Raw genomic sequence first — 19,313 nt, forward strand, 5'->3', positions numbered from 1 at the left:
GAACGCATTGAACATCGGCGGTAAAACCATCGGCGAGGCGCTGGCCGCCTTGTCCGACATGACCGGCGGCATGGCCCCGATCGGCCGGCAGGAACACGAAGAGCGCATCGCCCGCGCCCAGGCCTTCATGCTGGAACAGGGCATCGGCGCGGTGTTCCTCAACGCCGGCACCAACATGCGCTACTTCACCGGCACCAAGTGGTATGCCAGCGAACGCATGGTCGGCGCCATTTTGCCGGCCGTGGGCGCGCTCGAATACATTGCACCGGTGTTCGAGGAAGGCTCGCTGACCGACTTCATGCTGGTCAAGGGCAAGGTCAATTGCTGGGAGGAGCACGAGAGCCCCTACCAGTTGTTCATCGACGTGCTGGGGCGCATGGGCGTCAAGCCCGATCCGGCGCGTCCGCCGCGCATCGGCATCTGCGAGAGCGCGGCGTTCTTCATCGCCGACGGTATTGCCCCGCTGGCCGCCGGCTACGCGCTGGAAAACGCCAAGAGCGTCACGGCGTTCTGCCGCGCGCGCAAGTCGCCCGCCGAAATCGCGCTGATGCAGCGTGTGAAGGACATGACCCTGGAAGTACACAAAGCCGCCGCCGCCATCCTGCATGAAGGGATCACCACGGTGGAGGTGAGCGACTTCATCGCGCGTGCGCACCGCAAGGTCGGTGCGCCCGGATCGTACTTTTGCATCGTGCTGTTCGGCGAGGCAACCGCCTATCCGCACGGCGTCAGTTATGCCCAAACCCTGAAAGCGGGCGACGTGGTGCTGATCGATACAGGCTGCCAGGTGCATGGCTACATTTCGGACATCACCCGCACCTATGTGTTCGGCGAGATCAGCGCGCGCCAGCGCTTCGTGTGGAATGCCGAGAAGGCGGCGCAGCTGGCCGCCTTCGGTGCGGCGCAACTGGGCGTGCCGTGCCGCGAGGTCGATGCCGCCGCGCGCGCCTCGCTCGAATCGAACGGCTTCGGTCCCGGCTACAAGCTGCCAGGCCTGCCGCACCGCACCGGCCACGGCATCGGCATGGATATCCACGAGTGGCCCTACCTGGTCGGCAGCGACAACACGCCGCTCGCCGTGGGCATGTGCTTTTCGAACGAACCGATGATCTGCATCCCCGGCGAATTCGGCGTGCGTCACGAAGACCACTTTTACATGACTGCCACGGGACCGAAGTGGTTCACCGAACCGGCGCACTCGATCGACGATCCGTTCGGCCCCAGCCGCTGAACGGCGTCATGGGCGTCGCCAGGTGCGGCGCACAATGATTCAATTTATGCAAGGCTGCTGACGAACCGTCATATCCATATACCAACGCCTTCACACCTAAAAGCCTGAAACAGTGTTGCAAACAAGGTGAAAATCGCACGCTTGTTACAAAAAAAACAAAACACGGCGTTTATTTGTTTCCACTAATCATCTATTATCTCTGGTCGTGGACACACCGGGAACAATTTCATGCAAGAGCAACAACTACTCGACGCAAGTGTCGAGGATGACGCTGGCGTCGACGCCATCATGTCAACCATCCAGCTTGATGTTGCTGGCGATGAATCGATTTCGGGCGTCAGGCTGGCCACGACGACCACCGCCCTGCTGTCCGGCGCCGTGCTGGCAGCCTGCGGTGGCGGCGGTGAAAGCTCCGCCATTCCCACGGGGGTATCGGCCCCGCCGGTGATCGTGCCGACACCGGCTGTGCCAACGCCGTTCCCGACGGCGCCGACGCCAGTGCCAGGCACGGCCGGTCCCGCACCGACGCCGACCGTGCCGACACCGGACATGACGGTCCCGGACATGACGATGCCGGACGTGACGACACCAATGACGCCGGTAACGCCGACCCCGGATGTGACGACGCCAATGACGCCGACCCCGGACCTCCCGACGCCCGCGCGCCCCACTCCCGGCGCGCCACCCCCGACGCCCCCCGCGCCGACGCCCCCGCCGCCTCCGACCCCGACGCCGCCGCCGACGCCGACCCCGACGCCGACGCCAACCCCGACCCCCACGCCAACCCCCACGCCAACGCCAACCCCAACCCCGACGCCGGTCGTCGCAAAAATCACTCCCGCCGAAGCCTCGCGCTTCCTGGCCCAGGCCTCGATGGGAGCCACGCGCGAGCAAATTGCCCGGGTGCAGCAACTCGGCTACGCCGGCTGGATCAACGAGCAGATCGCCATGCCGCGCGGCGAATCGCGCTGGGATTACCTGGTCGGCAAAAAATTCAACACGTCCGACCTCAAGAACACCGAAAACGGCCACGATGCGGCCTTCTGGCGCAAGATGATCAGCGCGCCCGACACCTTGCGCCAGCGCGTCACCCTGGCGCTGTCCGAAATCGTGGTGGCGTCGATCAGCGGTTTCAGCGCCAGCTGGAGCAATTTTTCCGGCGTCGCGCACATGGACTTGCTCGAGTCCCACGCCTTCGGCAACTATCGCACCCTGCTCCAGCAAGTCTCGCTGAGCGCGCCGATGGGCGAATACCTGACCTACCGGGGCAACGTCAAGCTCAACACCAGCACCGGCGCCCTGCCCGACGAAAACTATGCGCGCGAAGTCATGCAGTTGTTTACCATCGGCCTGGTGCAGCTGAACAACGACGGCACGCCCAAACTCAGCAGCGGGCTGCAGCAGGAAACCTATACCCTGGAAGACATCACCGGCCTGGCGCGCGTGTTCACCGGCTGGGGCTACGACCTGGCCGGCGGCGACATGAATTCGCCGGACTACAAGCGCCGCCCGATGATCGTCTCGGCCAACCGGCACGAATCGGGCCCCAAGAACTTCCTCGGCAGCGGCATTCCCGCCGGCACCGACGCCCTGACCAGCCTGACCCTCGCGCTCGACACCATCTTCGGCCATGCCAATGTGGCCCCGTTCATCGGCCGCCAGTTGATCCAGCGCCTGGTCACGAGCAACCCGTCGCCCGCCTATGTGTCCCGCGTGACCGCGGTGTTCAACAACGATGGCAAGGGCGTCAAGGGCAACCTGGCCAAGGTCGTCTCGGCCATCCTGCTCGACGACGAGGCGCGCAACCCCAAGCACTTGAGCGATCCCAACTTCGGCAAGCTGCGCGAGCCGGTGCTGCGCTTTACCGCGTGGGCGCGTGCGTTCAAGGCCGGTTCGCCGTCGGACGCTTGGGCGATCGGCAACACATCCGACCCCGGCACGCGCCTCGGACAAAGCCCAGGCCGTTCCAGTACGGTATTCAATTTCTTCCGTCCCGGCTACGTGCCGCCCAACAGCGCCATTGCCAACGCGCGCATGGTGGCGCCAGAATTCCAGATCACCAATGAATCGACCGTGGTCGGCTATGTCAACTACATGCAGGGCGTGGTCAGCCGGGGCGTGGGCGACGTCAAGGCCGACTACAGCGCTTGGCTGCCGCTGGCGGAGGTGTCCGACAACCTGGTCAACGAGCTGAACCTGCTGCTGGCGGGCGGGCAACTGACGCCGGCCACGCTCAACCTGATCAAGGGCGGGATCGATTCGATTCCGAAAACCACCGAGGCGCACCGCCTGAACCGCATCTACGCCGCCCTGGTGCTGGTGCTTGCCTCACCCGAATTTATCGTTCAGAAATAGGAGCAGCCATGCACAACAAAAATGGAACCAATGCATCGCGCCGCGCCTTTCTGCAACGCGCTTCCGCCCTGTCGGTCGCCGGCGTGGCCGCGCCGTGGGCGATCAACATCGCCGCCATGTCCGAGGCCAGCGCGGCCACGGCCACCGATTACAAGGCGCTGGTGTGCGTGTTTCTGTACGGCGGCAACGACTACGCCAACACCGTCACGCCCTACGATGCCGGCAGTCACGCGCTGTACCAGTCGTACCGGCCCAATTTTGCGCACAGCCGCGCCGCCCTGGCCGCCACCGCGCTGACCCCGACCGTGGTACCGGTCGATTCGGCCGGTTTCCAGCATCAGTACGCGCTGGCGCCCAACCTGGCGCCGCTGGTGCCGCTGTTTAACGACGGCAAGCTGGCCGTGATCTTGAACGTGGGCAACCTGGTGCAGCCGACCACCAAGCTCCAGTTCACCCAGAAGACCGGGCGCCTGCCGCCGAAACTGTTTTCGCACAACGACCAGCAATCGGTGTTCCAGTCCTCGTCGCCGGAAGGCGCCACCTCCGGCTGGGGCGGGCGCATCGGCGACCTGTTCCAGGCCAGCAACACGCACTCGACCTTTACCTGCATCAATGTGTCGAGTAATGCGGTTTTCTTGTCGGGCAACAATGCTGTGCAATATCAGGTGTCGACCAGTGGATCGGTGCCGCTGGCGGGGCTGAAGGGTTCGCTGTTCAGTTCGGCGGCGGCCTCGACGGCACTGCGCACACTGATGACGCAGCAGCGCAGCAATGTGCTGGAAAACGAATACAACCGCATCGGCAAGCGCTCGATCGAAGCCAATGAAGTGCTGACCGGAGCCTTGACCTCGACGCCGGCGCCGAAAACCGCGTTCCCGACCGGCAACAACCTGGGCGACCAGTTGAAACTGGTGGCACGCATGATCGCCGCCGGCCCGACCCTGGGGGCGAAGCGGCAAGTGTTTTTCGTGTCCATGGGCGGCTTCGACACGCATGACGGCATGGCCACCAACCATCCGGTCCTGATGACCAAGCTGGGAGACGCGATGGCGGCGTTTTATGCGGCGACGGTGGAGTTGGGCTTGGCCGACAAGGTCACCACTTTCACCGCGTCGGACTTCGGGCGCACCATGGCCGGCAACGCCGACGGCTCGGACCACGGCTGGGGCAGCATGCATTTTGTGATGGGCGGGGCGGTCAAGGGCAAGCGCTTTTACGGCGTTGCGCCGATCGTGGCCAATGGCGGCCCGGATGATGTGGGCCAGGGGCGCTTGCTGCCGACCACGTCGGTGGACCAGTTCGCGGCCACCATGGGCGCGTGGCTGGGGGTGTCGAACAGCGAGTTGCTGGCCTTGCTGCCGAATTTGGGGAATTACAACGCGAGTACGCGCAATATGGGGTTTGTGTAAAAAGCCCGTACACGTGCCAGTAGCGTTAGCCTAAAGACCGTCTTTCCCAGCCTCGGCGGCCCCCTTGGCGGGAATCCAAGGCACCGTCGCCTAGCGACAAAATTGGATTCCCGCCTTCGCGGGAAAGACGGTCTTGAGTGTGCGGGCTAAAGCGGCTTACGCGGCGTTTTACGCCCATCAGCCCTTCTTCATCACCAGCGTCAAAATATCGTAACTGGCCACCAGCTCGTCATGCTGGTTGGTGACCTGCACATCCCACGCCACCACGCCCTGTCCCACGCCCTTGTCATCGGTGCGGTTGCGGTCCACCTTGCGCTTGCACGTCAACCGTGCGCGGATGGTGTCGCCAATCGCCACCGGCGTAATGAAGCGCAGGTTATCCAGCCCGTAATTGGCCAGCACCGGTCCCGGCGCCGGCGAGACGAACAAGCCCGCCGCCGCCGACAGCACGAAGTAGCCGTGTGCGATGCGCTTGCCGAACTGCGAATCCTTGGCCGCGATCTCGTCGAAGTGCATGTAGAAATAGTCGCCCGAGATGCCGCCGAAGTTGACGATATCGGCCTCGCTTACCGTGCGCCGGTGCGTGAGCAGCGAGTCGCCCATCTGCAGTTCCTCGAAATACTTGCGGAACGGGTGTACGTCGCCCTCGCGCACGGCCGCGCCGCGCACGTACTCGCCCGTGATCGCGGCCAGCATGGTCGGCGAACCCTGCACCGCGGCGCGCTGCAGGAAGTGGCGCACCGCACGGATGCCGCCCAGTTCCTCGCCGCCGCCGGCGCGTCCCGGACCGCCGTGCTTCAACTGCGGCAGGGGCGAACCGTGCCCGGTCGAATCGACCGCCGCTTCGCGCTCAAGCACCAGCACGCGCCCGTGCGAGGCCGCCGCCACCGGCACCGCGCGCGCCGCAATCGCCGTATCCTTGGTCACCAGGGTGCTGACCAGGCTGCCCTTGCCGCGCGCGGCCAGGGCCAGGGCTTCGTCCAGATCGGAATAGGTCATCATGGTGCTGACCGGGCCGAAGGCTTCGATGTCATGCACGGCGTCGTTGTTCATGCCGTCGCGGCACAGCAGCAGGGTCGGCGAGAAGAACGCGCCATTGGCCGCGCCCTCGCCCACCGGATTGAAGCCATCCTTGGCGCCGAACAAAATCTCGTTGCCGCGCGCGAGCAGTTCGACCCGCTCGCTGACATCGCGGTGCTGGTCCATCGACGCCAGTGCGCCCATGCGCACCTCTTTCACCGACGGGTCGCCCACCACAATTTTCGCCAGCCGTTCGCGCAGGCGCTCGCCCACCGCTTCCACGTGCTGCTTGGGCACGATGATGCGGCGGATCGCGGTGCATTTCTGGCCAGCCTTGCCGGTCATCTCGCGCGCGACTTCCTTGACGAACAGGTCGAACTCCACATCATCGGGCGTGACGTCCGGGCCCAAGATGGCGCAGTTGAGCGAATCGGCTTCGGCGGTAAACGGCACCGAATGGGCGATCAGGTTTTTGTTCACGCGCAGCTTGGCGGCGGTATCGGCCGACCCGGTAAAGGTCACCACGTCGGCGCCGGTGAGGCGGTCGAGCAGGTCGCCGGTGCTGCCGATGACCAGTTGCAGGGCGCCGGCCGGCAACAGGCCTGACTCGTGCATCATCCGTACCACGGCTTCGGTCAGGTAGCTGGTGGCGGTGGCGGGTTTGCCGATGCACGGCATCGCCGCCAGAAAACTCGGCGCGAATTTTTCGAGCAGGCCCCAGATCGGGAAGTTGAAGGCGTTGATATGCACCGCCAGCCCGCCGCGCGGCACCAAAATGTGGGTGCCGGCAAAGCCGCCGTTCTTGCCCAGCGCGAGCGCCGGGCCTTCGTGCAGCACGTTGCTCGACGGGAGTTCGCGGCTGCCCATGCTGGCGTAGGCGAACAGGGTGCCGATGCCGCCTTCGATATCGACCCAGCTGTCCGGGCGGGTCGCGCCGGTCAGGTGCGAAATCGCGTACAGCTCTTCCTTGCGCTCCATCAGGTACAGCGCCAGCGCCTTGAGGCAGGCGGCGCGCTTCTGGAAGTCGAGCGACATCAGGGCCGGCACGCCGGTGCTGCGCGCGTAGGTGACTGCCTCGTCGAAGTCGATTTTTTCGGCGTGGGTATGGTAAATCAGGCTGTTATTGAGTGCGCTGTGCAGCGGCACCGACGCTTCGGCGCCGAGCCAGCGCCCGCCGATCAGGCTTTGCAGGGTCGATATGGTTTGCATGGTGTCTTCTCCTGGTTCTCTTTCTGTTCTCTGGTCTATTCTTTATGCGTATGCAGGTCAGGGCCAAGATCGATGCGCGCGCGGTCTGGCTCGACCTCGGTCAGGGCCTCGACTTCGCGCATGGTTTCCATCGAGCGCACCGCCAGCTCGTGGTACTGCTTGGTGCCGAAGCTTTTCCAGTTGATTTCCTGGTCCGTCAGTTCGCGCATGATACGCGCCGGCGTGCCCATGACCATGCTGCGCGGCGGGATGATCATGCCGGCCTTGACGAAACTCATGGCGGCGACAATCGATTCCTCGCCCACCACGGCGCGGTCCATCACCACGGCGTTCATGCCGACCATGGCGTTGCGCTTGACGCGGCAGCCGTGCAGCACCGCGCCGTGGCCGATGTGGCCATCGACTTCGACCACCGTGTCTTCGCCGGGAAAACCATGCATGACGCAGGTGTCTTGCAGGTTGGCGCCTTCTTCCAAAATCAGCCGGCCAAAGTCGCCGCGCATCGAGGCCAGCGGGCCGACGTAGCAGCGCGGGCCGACGATCACGTCGCCGATCAGTACCGCGCTCGGATGCACGTACGCGCTGGGATGGACCACCGGCGTGGCGCCATTGATTGCGTAGACCTTGACCATGGCGCGCACCTTAACCTTTTTCGATGACCAGGGCAATGCCCTGTCCGACGCCGATGCACATCGTACACAGCGCATAGCGCCCGCCGGTGCGGTGCAACTGGTTGACGGCCGCCAGCACCAGGCGCGCGCCGGACGCGCCCAGCGGGTGGCCGATGGCGATCGCCCCGCCGTTCGGGTTGACGTGGGCGGCATCGTCGGCCAGACCCAGGTCGCGCGTGACCGCCAGGCCCTGCGCGGCGAAGGCTTCGTTCAACTCGATCACATCCATCTGGCCGATGCTCAATCCCGTCATCGCCAGCACTTTTTTGGTGGCTGGCGACGGGCCAAAGCCCATGATGCGCGGTTCCAGGCCGGCCAGGGCCATGCCGACGATGCGCGCGCGCGGGGTGAGGCCAAAGCGTGTTGCGGCGCTGCCGGAGGCGATCAGGATGGCGCAGGCGCCGTCGTTGATGCCCGAGGCGTTACCGGCGGTGACGGTGCCGCTTGGGGTGACCACGCCCTTGAGTTTGGCCAGCATCTCGATGCTGGTGTCGGGACGCGGATGCTCGTCGGTGTCGAACACGCGCGGCTCGCCCTTCTTCTGGGGCAGCGATACCGGGACGATTTCATCCCTGAACACGCCGGCCGCGTGGGCGGCGGCCCAGCGCTGCTGGCTGCGCAGGGCAAACGCATCCTGGTCGGCGCGGCTGATGCCGAATTCCCTTGCCACGTTTTCGGCCGTTTCGGGCATCGAGTCGATGCCGTATTTGGCCTTCATGAGCGGGTTGATGAAGCGCCAGCCCATGGTCGTGTCTTCGATTTTGGCGGCGCGCGAGAACGCGCTGTCGGCCTTGCCCATGACGAAAGGGGCGCGCGTCATGCTTTCCACGCCGCCGGCGATGATCAGGTTCGCTTCGCCGGCCTTGATGGCGCGCGCGGCGATGCCGACAGCGTCCAGGCTGGAGCCGCACAGGCGGTTGATGGTGCTGGCCGGAACTTCCGGCGGCAGGCCGGCCAGCAGCGCGGCCATGCGGGCCACGTTGCGGTTGTCTTCGCCGGCCTGGTTGGCGCAGCCGAAAACCAGGTCGTCCACGGCGGTCCAGTCCACGCCGGGGTTGCGCGCGATCAGGGCGGCGATCGGCAACGCCGCCAGGTCGTCGGCGCGCACGCCGGACAAGGACCCGCCGTAGCGGCCGAACGGGGTGCGGATGGCGTCGCAGATAAAGGCGTCGGTCGGTTTGTTCACAGGTGCTCCCGGGTCATGTCGTTGAGTCAATGCGATGTTGGACGCTGGTCGATCACGCGCCGGGCCTTGCCGGTCAGGGTGCGCTCGATGCCGTTGGCCGGCAGCAGGTTCACCCGCGTGGTCACGCCTACGTAAGTCTTGATGCGGTGTTCGAGCTCGCGCGCCAGTGCCGCTACGGCGTCCTGGGACTGTGACCCGTCACGCAGTTCGGCCAGCACATCGAGCTTGTCCAGATGGCCGTCGCGCGCGACCACCAGCTGGTAGTGGGGCGCCAGCAGCGGCATCTGCAGGATCAGTTCTTCGATCTGGCTGGGAAACACGTTCACGCCACGGATGATCAGCATGTCGTCCGAGCGGCCGTTGATTCTCCCCATGCGGCGCATGGCGCGCGAGGTCGGCGGCAACAGGCGCGTCAGGTCGCGCGTGCGGTAGCGGATGATCGGCAGCGCTTCCTTGGTCAGCGAGGTGAATACCAGTTCGCCCTCCGAACCGTCGGGCAGCACTTCGCCGGTGTCGGGATCGATCACTTCGGGGTAAAAATGGTCTTCCCACACCACCGGGCCGTCCTTGCTCTCGATGCATTCGCTCGCTACACCAGGCCCCATCACTTCGGACAGGCCGTAGATGTCGACCGCGTCGATGCCGGCGCGCTGTTCGATCTCGCTGCGCATGCCATCGGTCCACGGCTCGGCCCCGAAGATGCCGACCTTGAGCGAGGACGCCGCCGGGTCCACCCCCTGGCGCGTGAATTCTTCGATGATGTTCAACATGTACGAGGGCGTGACCATGATGATCTCGGGCTTGAAGTCGCAGATCAGCTGCACCTGCTTTTCGGTCTGCCCGCCCGACATCGGGATCACGGTGCAGCCCAGGCGCTCGGCGCCGTAATGCGCACCGAGGCCGCCGGTGAACAGGCCGTAGCCGTACGCGATATGCACCATGTCGCCGGCGCGCCCGCCGGCGGCGCGGATCGAGCGCGCCACCACGCCGGCCCAGGTATCGATGTCGTTTTGCGTGTAGCCCACCACGGTGGCCTTGCCGGTGGTGCCGGACGAGGCGTGGATGCGCACCACCTTCTCGCGCGGAACTGCGAACAGGCCGAAGGGATAATTCTCGCGCAGGGTTTTCTTGTCGGTGAACGGGAACCTGGCCAGGTCCGCCAGGGTGCGCAGATCGTCCGGATGCACGCTGGCGGCGTCGAACGCGGCGCGGTAGTGCGGCACGTTCTCATACGCGTGTTTCAGCGACCATTGCATGCGTTCGAGCTGCAATGCTTGCAGTTCGTCGCGGCTGGCGCGTTCGATCGGCTCCAGGTCGGCGGGAGCGGGCGTGCGTTGGACCATCGTGTTCCTCCTTATTCGGGCAGTTCTGCCACGTTGCCCGTCACGCGATGCGATTTGCCCCGGAACAGGGCGAGCGTGCGGCCGTCCTGGTTGGTGACGGTGATGTCGTAGACCCCGGTCTTGCCCGACAACGCCTGCTCGATCGCGACAGCCGTCAAGAGGTCGCCTTCGCGCCCCGGCGACAGGTAGTCGATGGTGCAGCCCGCGCCCACGGTGTTGAGGTTGTGCGAATTGCAGGCGAAGGCAAAGGCGCTGTCGGCCAGCATGAAGATGTAGCCGCCGTGGCAGGTCTGGTGGCCGTTGAGCATGTCGCGCCGCACCGGCATCGTCATGCGCGCGTAGCCGGGACGGATTTCGGCGAGCAGCATGCCGAGCGCCTGGCTGGCCGGATCGCGCTCGAACATGGTTTTGCCGGCCAGTTCGGCCAGCGCTTGAGGGTCGAGCACCTGAGTGTCAATCTGCATGGGTCAGAAGCCGCTTCCATTGGCGAGTTTGCGGCGCAGCAGCGGGGACACGCGGTAACGGTCTTCGCCATACGCGGCGGCCAGGTTGGCGAGCACCGTCACGATGTGGTCGATGCCGACCGTACCGGCCCAGGCCAGCGGCCCGCGCGGGTAGTTCACGCCCTTTTGCATCGCAATGTCGACCGCCGGGGCGGTACACACGCCCTGGTTGACCGCGTCGGCCGCTTCGTTGGCGAGCATGGCGACCGTGCGCATGACCGCCATGCCCGGCACGTCGTCCAGCCGCGTGACCGCAAAGCCGGCCGCCTGGAACAGGCCGACCGCCGCGTTCCAGGCGGCGTCGCCGCACTGGTCCGCGCGCGCCAGCGCGATGCGGGTCGCCTTGCCGTAATCGAGCGCGAGGTCGAACAGCACCGTGTCGGGATGGTGATTGGCGCTGGCGCGCTCGGTGGCGCTGCGCCCGTCGCTCAGGAAAATGGCGGCGCCGTTGCAGTGGAAGGCGGGCGCTTCGTTTTCGCCCGCATGCGCGAGCGGCTTGCGGTGGCCGACCGTGAAACCGGCGGCGGCAAGGCGCTGTTCCAGCGGCCGCGTTACGGTGTCAAGAACGTCGGCGTCGATGCTGATGCTGACCACTTCCGGGCGCACTTGCGCCGCTTCCTGGCTGGCCGTCGCCTTGGCCGCACCCTCGCCGTACTGGTAAAAGCCGCGCCCCGATTTACGCCCGAAGAAGCCGGCGTTGACCATCTCTTGCTGCAGCACCGATGGCGTAAAGCGCGGATCGCCGAAGTAGGCGTTGAACACCGATTGCGTGACCGAGAAATTGACGTCATGGCCGATCAGGTCCATCAGTTCGAATGGCCCCATGCGAAACCCGCCGCAGTCGCGCATGACCGCGTCGAGCGTGGCGGCGCTTGCTGCCTGCTCCTGCAGCAGGCGCAGGCCTTCGGCGTAGAACGGGCGCGCCACGCGGTTGACGATGAAGCCGGGCGTCGACTTTGCATGCACCGGGTTCTTGCCCCAGGCCGCCGCGGTGGCGTACACCGTGTCGGCCACCGCCGGATCGGTGGCCAGGCCGCTGATCACTTCCACCAGCGCCATCAGCGGCACCGGGTTAAAGAAGTGCATGCCGACCAGGCGTTGCGGGCGGCGCAGCGGTGCGGCGATCGCCGTGACCGAGATCGACGAGGTATTGGTGGCCAAAATGCAGTCGTCGCCAACCACGTTTTCGAGGTCGGCAAACAGCATGCGCTTGACATCGAGGTTTTCGACGATGGCTTCGACCACCAGGGCGGCGTCAATCACTTCTTTCAGCGTGGCCACGCTGTGCAGGCGCGCGCGCGCGGCAATCGCCGCCGCGCCGCTCATGCGGCCTTTTTCGACCAGGGTGGTGTACACCTTGCCGATATCGGCAATCGCCTTCTCGACCGCGCCGGGGCGCGTGTCGAACAGCTTGACCGGGTAGCCGGCGGCGGCCGCCACCTGCGCGATGCCGGCGCCCATGGCGCCACTGCCGATGACGGCGACGATGCTGCCTTGTTCCAGTGCTGCCATTTCATTCCCCCATGAAGTGCGGCGTGCGCTTCTCGATGAAGGCGCTCACGCCCTCGCGGTAATCGTGGCTGTAACCGAGTTCGCGCATCATCTCGCCTTCGAGCTTGAGTTGTTCGGGCAGGCTGTTGGCGTAGCTGGCCTGGATGGCGCGCTTGGTGAAGGCCAGGCCTTTGGTCGGCGCTTGCGCGAAGTGTTCGGCCATGGCCACCGCGTCTTCCATCAGGGCGGTGTCGGGCACGCACTTCCAGATCAGGCCCCATTGCTCGGCCAGTTCGGCCGGGATTTTTTCGCCCAGCATGGCCATGCCCATGGCGCGCGCGTGGCCGACCAGGAGCGGCAGGTGCCAGGTGCCGCCGGTGTCGGGGATCAGGCCCAGTTTGCAGAACACTTCGACGAAGCTGGCCGACTTGGCGGCCAGGACGATGTCGCAGGCCAGCGCCAGGTTGGCGCCCGCGCCGGCGGCCACGCCGTTGACGGCGCAGATGACCGGCATCGGCAGCGAACGCAGGGTCATGACCAGCGGTGCGTAGTAAGTTTCGACCGAGTGGCCCAGGTCCACGCCGTCGGCGCCCGGTTCGACCGCGCGGTCCGACAAGTCCTGGCCGGCGCAAAAACCGCGCCCGGCGCCGGTCAGCAGCAGCACGCGCACGGTGGGGTCGGCCTGCACGGCGGCCAGCGCCGAGCGCACCTCCAGGTGCATCGCCTGGGTGAAGCTATTGAGCTTGTCGGGGCGGTTCAGGGTCAGGGTGGCGATGCCGCGTTCGATCTGGAACGTGATGTTTTCGTAGTTCATGGCGCGTCCTGTCTGTGGGGTTGCGTTGCGGGTTGGATTATTCGGCCTGGTCGAAATCGACGACCACTTTGTCTGTCACCGGGAAGCTCTGGCAGCTCAAGACGAAACCGCGCGCGATTTCGTAGTCTTCCAGCGCGTAGTTCACGTCCATGTCGACCTTGCCGTCGACCAGTTTGCAGCGGCAGGTCGAGCACACGCCGCCCTTGCACGAGTAGCGCATGTCGATCCCGGCGCGCAGGCCGGCGTCGAGGATCGATTCCTTGTCCTTGTCCATCGTGAAGCTGGTGTGGCTGCCGTCCAGGATGACGGTCACCTCGGTCTCGTTGCGCACCAGCGCGTCGAACTGGCGTGCCTTGTGCTGGTGCTTCGGGATGCTGGCGGCGAACAGCTCGACCTTGATATTCTGCTTGGGCATGCCGGCTTCCTGCAAGGCCGCCGAGACGCCGTGCATCATGTCTTCCGGGCCGCAGATGAAGGCAATGTCGAGGTCCTCGATGCGAATCCAGTGCTTGATGAACTGCTCGACCTTTTCTTTGGTGATGCGGCCGTTGAACAGCTCAATGTCCTGCTGTTCGCGGCTCATCACGTAGGCCAGGTTGAGGCGCTCCATGTAGCTGTCTTTGAGGTCGGTCAGTTCTTCCTTGAAGATCACCGACGACGAGGCGCGGTTCCCGTAGAACAGCGTGAAGCGGCTTTTCGGCTCGGTCAGCAAGGTCGTCTTGATGATCGACAGGATCGGCGTGATGCCGCTGCCGGCCGCAAAGGCGACGTAGTGGCGCGCGTTGCCAGCGGCCAGCGGCACGTTGAAGTGCCCCATCGGCGGCATCACGTCGAGCACCGCGCCGGCCTTCAGGTGTTCATTCGCCCAGCTCGAAAACAGGCCGCCCTGGGTGCGTTTGATGGCCACGCGCAGCGCCCCGTCCTGCACCGCCGAACAGATGGAATACGAACGGCGCACGTCTTCGTCGCCGATCTGCGCTCGCAAGGTCAGGTGCTGGCCCTGCTGGTAGGCGAAGCTGGCGGCCAGTTCGTCCGGCACGGCGAAGGTGACGGCGATGGTGTCGCGCGTTTCGTTGCGCACCTTGGCGACGGTCAGGGGATAGAATTTGCTCATAACAGCCTTAGTGATAACTCAATGGCACTTGAAATAATCGAACGGTTCGCGGCAGTCCAGGCATTTGTAGAGCGCCTTGCACGGCGTCGAGCCGAATTGGCTGGTCAGCTCCGTGTGGCTGGAACCGCAATTGGGGCAGATGACGACCAGCGTCGGCATGGCGACGCGCTTGACGCCCGCATGCAGGGCGCTGCGCAGTCCGCTGATATCGATGACCTGCTGCGCCGGCGGCGCAATGCCGTAGCCTTTCAGGGCGAGCTTGCCGGCCTCGCTCATCCAGTCGGTGGTCCACGCGGGCGAGAGCTGGTTCACCAGCCGCACATCAAGCACGCCGTGGCCATGCAGCGCATCCTTCACCGAGTCGGCGATCACCGTCATCGCGGGGCAGCCGGAATAGGTCGGCGTGATGGTGACGACGCAGGTGGCGTCGTCCCATTCGACGGCGCGCACGATGCCCAGGTCCACCACCGAGATCACCGGGATCTCGGGGTCGCTGACCTCGCCCAGCCAGGCCCAGACCTGTTCCGTGCTGGCCGGCTGCGTGCTCATTACCACTCGGCCCCGGGGTAGGCGCGCTGCAGGAACTGCATCTCGGCCAAGATGAAACCCAGGTGCTCGCTGTGGCGGCCGGTTTTGCCGCCGCGCTGCATCCAGGCCGCCGGATCGGGCATCGTCAACGTCGCTTCGACAAAGATCTCGGACACGTGTTCGATAAAGGCCGCGCGCAAGCCTTCGGCGGCGGGGGCCACGCCCTCTTCCACCATGGCGTTGTCGATGTCGTCGTAAAGGAACATCTCGCCGCTGTACATCCACAGTTCGTTGACCGCTGCCTGGGTTTTGGCGTGGCTGTCGGGCGTGCCGTCGCCCATGCGCACGATCAGGTCACCACTGCGGCGCAGGTGGTAGGTGACTTCCTTGAGCGATTTTTCGGCAATCTCGGCGATGCGCGCATCGCTTGAGATGGTCAGCCCAAGCATCAGGAAGTAGTGCCAGGTGTCGAAGTAGAACTGGCGCACCATGGTGTCGGCGTAGTTGCCGTTGGGCTGTTCGACGATCAGGCAGCAGCGCAGTTCGTGGACGTCGCGCAGGAAGGCCAGTTGGTCTTCGGTGCGGCCGCGCCCTTCCAGTTCGCCGGCGTAGGTGAGCCACATGCGGGTCTGGCCGAGCAGGTCGAGGGCGACGTTGGTCAGCGCCATGTCTTCTTCGAGCGCGGGGCCTTTGCCGCACAGTTTGGAGAGCTGCTGCGACAGGATCAGGGCGTTGTCGCCCTGGCGCAGCAGGTATGCGATTCGATTGTTCACGGCGTCGGTCACTGGCACGCTCACAGGTTCTTGACTTCTTCCGGCATCGGGAAGAAGGTCGGGTGGCGATAGACTTTGCTGTTGGACGGCTCGAACAGGGCCGACTTGTCGCCCGGGCTGCTGGCGACGATGTCGGCGGCGCGCACGACCCAGATCGACACGCCTTCGTTGCGGCGCGTGTAGACGTCGCGCGCGTTATTGACCGCCATTTCGGCGTCGGACGCGTGCAGGCTGCCCACGTGCTTGTGCGCCAGGCCGTGCTGGCTGCGGATGAAGACTTCCCACAGGGGCCATTCTTTGCTCATTTTTATACTCCGGTATGTGGGATCAGGCGGCGGCGCGTGCGGATTTCTTGTCGGCGTAGGCGACCAGCGCATCGCGGAACCAGGCGCCGTCTTCATACGCCTTGACGCGGGTGCGCAGGCGCTCGCGGTTGCACGGGCCGTTGCCCTTCAAGACGTTCTGGAACTCGCTCCAGTCGATTTCGCCGAATTCGTAGTGGCCGGTGCCGGCGTTGAACTTCAGGTCGGGATCGGGCACGGTCAAGCCCAGGTACTCGGCCTGGGGCACGGTCTGGTCGACCATGCGCTGGCGCAGTTCGTCGTTCGAGAACAACTTGATGCGCCACTGCGCCGACTGCGCGCTGTTGACCGATTCGGCGTCGGACGGGCCGAACATCATCAGCGACGGCCACCACCAGCGATTGAGCGCATCTTGCGCCATCGCCTTTTGCGCGGGCGTGCCCTGGGCAAGGCTCATCATGATGTCGTAGCCCTGGCGCGCATGGAACGATTCTTCCTTGCAGACGCGGATCATGGCGCGCGCGTACGGGCCGTACGAGCAGCGGCACAGCGGGATCTGGTTGATGATGGCCGAGCCGTCCACCAGCCAGCCGATCGCGCCCATGTCGGCCCACGACAGGGTCGGATAATTGAAAATGCTCGAATACTTGGCCTTGCCCGAATGGAGGGCGGCCAGCAGCTCGTCGCGCGACACGCCCAGGGTTTCGGCCGCACTATATAGATACAGTCCGTGCCCGGCCTCGTCCTGGATCTTGGCCAGCAGGATCGACTTGCGCTTGAGCGTGGGGGCGCGCGTGACCCAGTTGCCTTCGGGCAGCTGGCCGACGATCTCTGAGTGCGCGTGCTGGGAAATCTGGCGGATCAGGGTCTTGCGGTAGGCCTCGGGCATCCAGTCCTTGGCTTCGATCTTGACGCCGGCATCGATGCGCGCCTGGAACTCGCGCTCCTGCTCATCCATGTCCTCGGCGCTCTGGACTGTCTTGAGGCCGGTTTCTACGAGTTGTGCGTACATGGTGCTTCTCCCATTGCAAAGGCGATCAAGCGATAATACGATACGTAAAATCAGATGTACACAGATTAATTGAATCGTATTGTATACGTGTATCTGATCGTAGTTCATCCGATGGCAAAAAACCATGCTGCGCCCAACACGCGCTAAAGTAAACGGCTGCTTTGCTTGACAATCCCCCCACCGCGCCAGACCATGCATCCATGAAACAACTTACCAGCACAGCATGGATCGCCGAGTTTCTCGCCAGCGATCCACCCCGTTCCAAGTCGCTTGTGATGACGATGTTCGGCGACGCCATCGCCCCGCACGGCGGCGCCATCTGGCTGGGCAGCCTGATCGAGCTGCTGGCGCCGTTCGGGATCAACGACCGCCTGCTGCGCACCAGCGTGTTCCGGCTGGCGCAGGAAGGCTGGCTGGTGGCCAACCGCGACGGGCGCCGCAGTTCCTACGCCATCCTGCCGCAGGCCCTGCCCCGCTTCGAGCGCGCCAACCGGCGTATTTACGCGCCGCTGGCCGCGCACTGGGACGGCAACTGGACGCTGGTGCTGTCCGGCGCCGGCGGCATCGACGCGCCCGAGCGCGCGCTGCTGCGCAAGGAAATGCTGTGGGAAGGTTACGCCATGATTGCGCCGGGCATGTTCGGGCACCCGGCCAGCGACGCCGGCGTGCTCGAAGAACTGCTGGCGCGCGTGGGCGTGAAGGACAAGCTGTTCGTGTGCCGCGCCAGCGCGCTGCCGGGGGTATCGAGCCGCCCGCTGCAGGACCTGGTGCATGATGGCTGGGATTTGTCGGGCGTGGTCACAGGCTATCGCCACTTCATCGAGCGCTTCGGGCCTTTGCTGGAACTCTTGCGCAGCGACGACGCGCCCGCACCCGAGCAAGCCTTCGTGATCCGCACCCTGCTGGTCCACGCCTACCGCCGCGTGCAGCTGCACGACCCGATGCTGCCGATCGAACTGCTGCCCGATCCCTGGCCGGGCAGCAGCGCCTACGAACTGGCGCGCGCGCTGTATGCGCGTACATACGCGGGGGCCGAAGCGCACATCATGGCGACCTTGCGGCGCGAAGATGACAGCGTGCCGCAGCTTGATGCCGGCTTCTTCCAGCGCTTCGGCGGGCTGGCTGGCGACGCGCCGGGAAATGTAAGTCCCACAGCGCGCTAGCGACGCTACAATTACACGAAACTTTGGCGCGAACATACGGCTACAATAAGTCGCACGTCCCTCAGACATACCAAAAAACTCGGAGACTGTCATGCAACGTCGTTCCTTCCTCACCAAAAGCGCCATCGGCGCGACGGCCGGCGTCATTGCCGCGCCGGCGTTCGCGCAAATCAACCCTGAAGTCAAATGGCGCCTGGCGTCGAGCTTTCCCAAGTCGCTCGACACCATTTTCGGCGCGGCCGAAGCGTTCACCAAGCGCGTGTCGCAACTGACGGGCGGTCGCTTCCAGATCCGCCAGTTCGCCGCCGGCGACCTCGTGCCGGGCTTGCAGGTGATGGACGCGGTGCAGGCGGGCACGGTGGAGATGGGGCACACGCCGTCGTACTACTACTTCGGCAAGGACCCGACGTTCGCGTTCGATTGCGCGGTGCCGTTCGGCCTGACCTCGCGCCAGCAGACCGCATGGTTCGACCAGGGCGGCGGGCGTGAGCTGATGCGCGATTTCTTCAAGGGCTACGGCATCATCAACTTCATGGCCGGGAACACCGGCACGCAGATGGGCGGCTGGTACCGCAAGGAGATCAAGTCGCTGGAAGACGTCAAGGGCATGAAGATCCGCATCGCCGGTTTCGCCGGCCGCGTGATGGAGCGCATGGGCGCGGTGCCGCAGCAGATTCCCGCCGGCGACGTGTATGCGGCGCTCGAAAAAGGCACGATCGACGCGGCCGAGTGGGTCGGTCCGTACGACGATGAAAAGCTGGGCCTGGCCAAGGTGGCGCCGCACTACTACACGCCGGGATGGTGGGAGGCGGGGCCGCAGCTGTCCTTCTACATCAACATCAAGGAATGGGAAAAGCTGCCCGCCCAGTACAAGGCGGCGGTGGAAACGGCCAGCTTCGAATGTCACGTGACGATGCAGGCCGCCTACGACACCAAGAACCCGTCGGCGCTGGCGCGCCTGATCAAGAACGGCGCCAGGCTGCATACCTTTTCCAAGGCGATCATGGACGAGGCGTACAAGATCTCGACCGCGGTCATGGAAGAGGAAGCGGCCAGGAACGCCAAATTCAACAAGGTGTACGAGCCGTGGAAGCGGTTCCGCCAGGACCAGAACATGTGGGCCTCGGTGTCGGAACAGACGATGCAAAACTATCTGATTTCGATAGGACGGAAGTAAATTCAGGGTCAC

17 protein-coding genes are annotated in these 19,313 nt (G+C 64.9%); 5 read left to right on the forward strand and 12 right to left on the reverse strand.

Annotated elements, in window-relative coordinates; genetic code table 11:
- The first annotated feature begins 7 nt into the window (after window positions 1-7).
- The 3 genes from F1735_RS12520 (at window position 8) to F1735_RS12530 (ending at window position 4,995) form a co-directional block, all read left to right on the forward strand.
- Window positions 8-1,231, forward strand: coding sequence for a M24 family metallopeptidase (locus F1735_RS12520; protein WP_308627357.1), 1,224 nt, complete (start codon window positions 8-10; stop codon window positions 1,229-1,231).
- 228 nt (window positions 1,232-1,459) lie between these two features.
- Window positions 1,460-3,586: a DUF1800 domain-containing protein gene (locus F1735_RS12525; RefSeq protein ID WP_229505736.1), complete on the forward strand. Its 2,127-nt coding sequence runs from the start codon at window positions 1,460-1,462 to the stop codon at window positions 3,584-3,586.
- An 8-nt stretch (window positions 3,587-3,594) separates the two neighbouring features.
- On the forward strand, window positions 3,595-4,995 hold the full coding sequence (locus F1735_RS12530) for a DUF1501 domain-containing protein (RefSeq protein WP_229505737.1): 1,401 nt from the start codon (window positions 3,595-3,597) through the stop codon (window positions 4,993-4,995).
- Between the two features lie 177 nt (window positions 4,996-5,172).
- Here F1735_RS12530 and paaZ read toward each other — a convergent pair whose 3' ends face one another.
- The 12 genes from paaZ to paaA are packed head-to-tail and all read right to left on the reverse strand — an operon-like array spanning window position 5,173 to window position 16,961.
- Window positions 5,173-7,224, reverse strand: a complete 2,052-nt coding sequence (gene paaZ, locus F1735_RS12535) for a phenylacetic acid degradation bifunctional protein PaaZ (RefSeq protein ID WP_166887324.1) — start codon at window positions 7,222-7,224, stop codon at window positions 5,173-5,175.
- A 35-nt stretch (window positions 7,225-7,259) separates the two neighbouring features.
- Complete coding sequence (gene paaY / locus F1735_RS12540; protein ID WP_167237238.1) at window positions 7,260-7,856, reverse strand: phenylacetic acid degradation protein PaaY; 597 nt, start codon at window positions 7,854-7,856, stop codon at window positions 7,260-7,262.
- Window positions 7,857-7,866: 10 nt separating this feature from the next.
- The gene (pcaF, locus tag F1735_RS12545) at window positions 7,867-9,081 is read right to left on the reverse strand and encodes a 3-oxoadipyl-CoA thiolase (RefSeq protein WP_167237239.1); all 1,215 of its coding nucleotides are present in this window, start codon (window positions 9,079-9,081) and stop codon (window positions 7,867-7,869) included.
- Between the two features lie 26 nt (window positions 9,082-9,107).
- Window positions 9,108-10,424: a phenylacetate--CoA ligase PaaK gene (gene paaK / locus F1735_RS12550; RefSeq protein WP_167237240.1), complete on the reverse strand. Its 1,317-nt coding sequence runs from the start codon at window positions 10,422-10,424 to the stop codon at window positions 9,108-9,110.
- An 11-nt stretch (window positions 10,425-10,435) separates the two neighbouring features.
- A complete protein-coding gene (gene paaI, locus F1735_RS12555; protein WP_167237241.1) occupies window positions 10,436-10,888 on the reverse strand; it encodes a hydroxyphenylacetyl-CoA thioesterase PaaI in 453 nt (150 codons plus the stop codon).
- A 3-nt stretch (window positions 10,889-10,891) separates the two neighbouring features.
- Window positions 10,892-12,439 (reverse strand): 3-hydroxyacyl-CoA dehydrogenase PaaH, encoded by a 1,548-nt coding sequence (paaH, locus tag F1735_RS12560; RefSeq protein ID WP_167237242.1) that lies wholly within the window; start codon window positions 12,437-12,439, stop codon window positions 10,892-10,894.
- A gap of 1 nt (window position 12,440) precedes the next feature.
- Window positions 12,441-13,232, reverse strand: coding sequence for a 2-(1,2-epoxy-1,2-dihydrophenyl)acetyl-CoA isomerase PaaG (gene paaG / locus F1735_RS12565; RefSeq protein WP_167237243.1), 792 nt, complete (start codon window positions 13,230-13,232; stop codon window positions 12,441-12,443).
- A 37-nt stretch (window positions 13,233-13,269) separates the two neighbouring features.
- Window positions 13,270-14,346 carry a 1,2-phenylacetyl-CoA epoxidase subunit PaaE gene (gene paaE, locus F1735_RS12570; protein ID WP_167237244.1) on the reverse strand — a complete coding sequence of 359 codons (1,077 nt, stop codon included), beginning with the start codon at window positions 14,344-14,346 and terminating at the stop codon, window positions 13,270-13,272.
- 18 nt (window positions 14,347-14,364) lie between these two features.
- Entirely contained in the window at window positions 14,365-14,895 is a 531-nt protein-coding gene (gene paaD, locus F1735_RS12575) for a 1,2-phenylacetyl-CoA epoxidase subunit PaaD (RefSeq protein ID WP_167237245.1), read from the reverse strand.
- A complete protein-coding gene (paaC, locus tag F1735_RS12580; RefSeq protein WP_167237246.1) occupies window positions 14,895-15,647 on the reverse strand; it encodes a 1,2-phenylacetyl-CoA epoxidase subunit PaaC in 753 nt (250 codons plus the stop codon). The genes paaD and paaC overlap by 1 nt, the downstream gene beginning before the upstream one ends.
- A gap of 20 nt (window positions 15,648-15,667) precedes the next feature.
- Window positions 15,668-15,952: a 1,2-phenylacetyl-CoA epoxidase subunit PaaB gene (gene paaB / locus F1735_RS12585; protein ID WP_054268390.1), complete on the reverse strand. Its 285-nt coding sequence runs from the start codon at window positions 15,950-15,952 to the stop codon at window positions 15,668-15,670.
- Window positions 15,953-15,974: 22 nt separating this feature from the next.
- Window positions 15,975-16,961: a 1,2-phenylacetyl-CoA epoxidase subunit PaaA gene (gene paaA / locus F1735_RS12590; protein ID WP_167237247.1), complete on the reverse strand. Its 987-nt coding sequence runs from the start codon at window positions 16,959-16,961 to the stop codon at window positions 15,975-15,977.
- Between the two features lie 200 nt (window positions 16,962-17,161).
- Here paaA and paaX point away from each other — a divergent pair, with 200 nt between their 5' ends.
- Together paaX and F1735_RS12600 are read left to right on the forward strand one after the other, a co-directional pair.
- The gene (paaX, locus tag F1735_RS12595) at window positions 17,162-18,124 is read left to right on the forward strand and encodes a phenylacetic acid degradation operon negative regulatory protein PaaX (RefSeq protein ID WP_167237248.1); all 963 of its coding nucleotides are present in this window, start codon (window positions 17,162-17,164) and stop codon (window positions 18,122-18,124) included.
- A gap of 91 nt (window positions 18,125-18,215) precedes the next feature.
- Complete coding sequence (locus tag F1735_RS12600) at window positions 18,216-19,301, forward strand: TRAP transporter substrate-binding protein (protein ID WP_167237249.1); 1,086 nt, start codon at window positions 18,216-18,218, stop codon at window positions 19,299-19,301.
- Window positions 19,302-19,313: the final 12 nt, after the last annotated feature.

This window comes from Massilia genomosp. 1, from assembly GCF_011682185.1.
Classification (GTDB): Bacteria; Pseudomonadota; Gammaproteobacteria; order Burkholderiales; family Burkholderiaceae_D; genus Telluria_A; species Telluria_A rubra.

Coding starts and splice junctions, on each gene's coding strand:
- F1735_RS12525 (WP_229505736.1), top strand. CDS start 1,460: ATGCAAGAGCAACAACTACTCGACGCAAGTGTCGAGGATGACGCTGGC.
- F1735_RS12530 (WP_229505737.1), top strand. CDS start 3,595: ATGCACAACAAAAATGGAACCAATGCATCGCGCCGCGCCTTTCTGCAA.
- paaZ (WP_166887324.1), bottom strand. CDS start 7,224: ATGCAAACCATATCGACCCTGCAAAGCCTGATCGGCGGGCGCTGGCTC.
- paaY (WP_167237238.1), bottom strand. CDS start 7,856: ATGGTCAAGGTCTACGCAATCAATGGCGCCACGCCGGTGGTCCATCCC.
- paaK (WP_167237240.1), bottom strand. CDS start 10,424: ATGGTCCAACGCACGCCCGCTCCCGCCGACCTGGAGCCGATCGAACGC.
- paaI (WP_167237241.1), bottom strand. CDS start 10,888: ATGCAGATTGACACTCAGGTGCTCGACCCTCAAGCGCTGGCCGAACTG.
- paaH (WP_167237242.1), bottom strand. CDS start 12,439: ATGGCAGCACTGGAACAAGGCAGCATCGTCGCCGTCATCGGCAGTGGC.
- paaG (WP_167237243.1), bottom strand. CDS start 13,232: ATGAACTACGAAAACATCACGTTCCAGATCGAACGCGGCATCGCCACC.
- paaE (WP_167237244.1), bottom strand. CDS start 14,346: ATGAGCAAATTCTATCCCCTGACCGTCGCCAAGGTGCGCAACGAAACG.
- paaD (WP_167237245.1), bottom strand. CDS start 14,895: ATGAGCACGCAGCCGGCCAGCACGGAACAGGTCTGGGCCTGGCTGGGC.
- paaB (WP_054268390.1), bottom strand. CDS start 15,952: ATGAGCAAAGAATGGCCCCTGTGGGAAGTCTTCATCCGCAGCCAGCAC.
- paaA (WP_167237247.1), bottom strand. CDS start 16,961: ATGTACGCACAACTCGTAGAAACCGGCCTCAAGACAGTCCAGAGCGCC.
- paaX (WP_167237248.1), top strand. CDS start 17,162: ATGAAACAACTTACCAGCACAGCATGGATCGCCGAGTTTCTCGCCAGC.
- F1735_RS12600 (WP_167237249.1), top strand. CDS start 18,216: ATGCAACGTCGTTCCTTCCTCACCAAAAGCGCCATCGGCGCGACGGCC.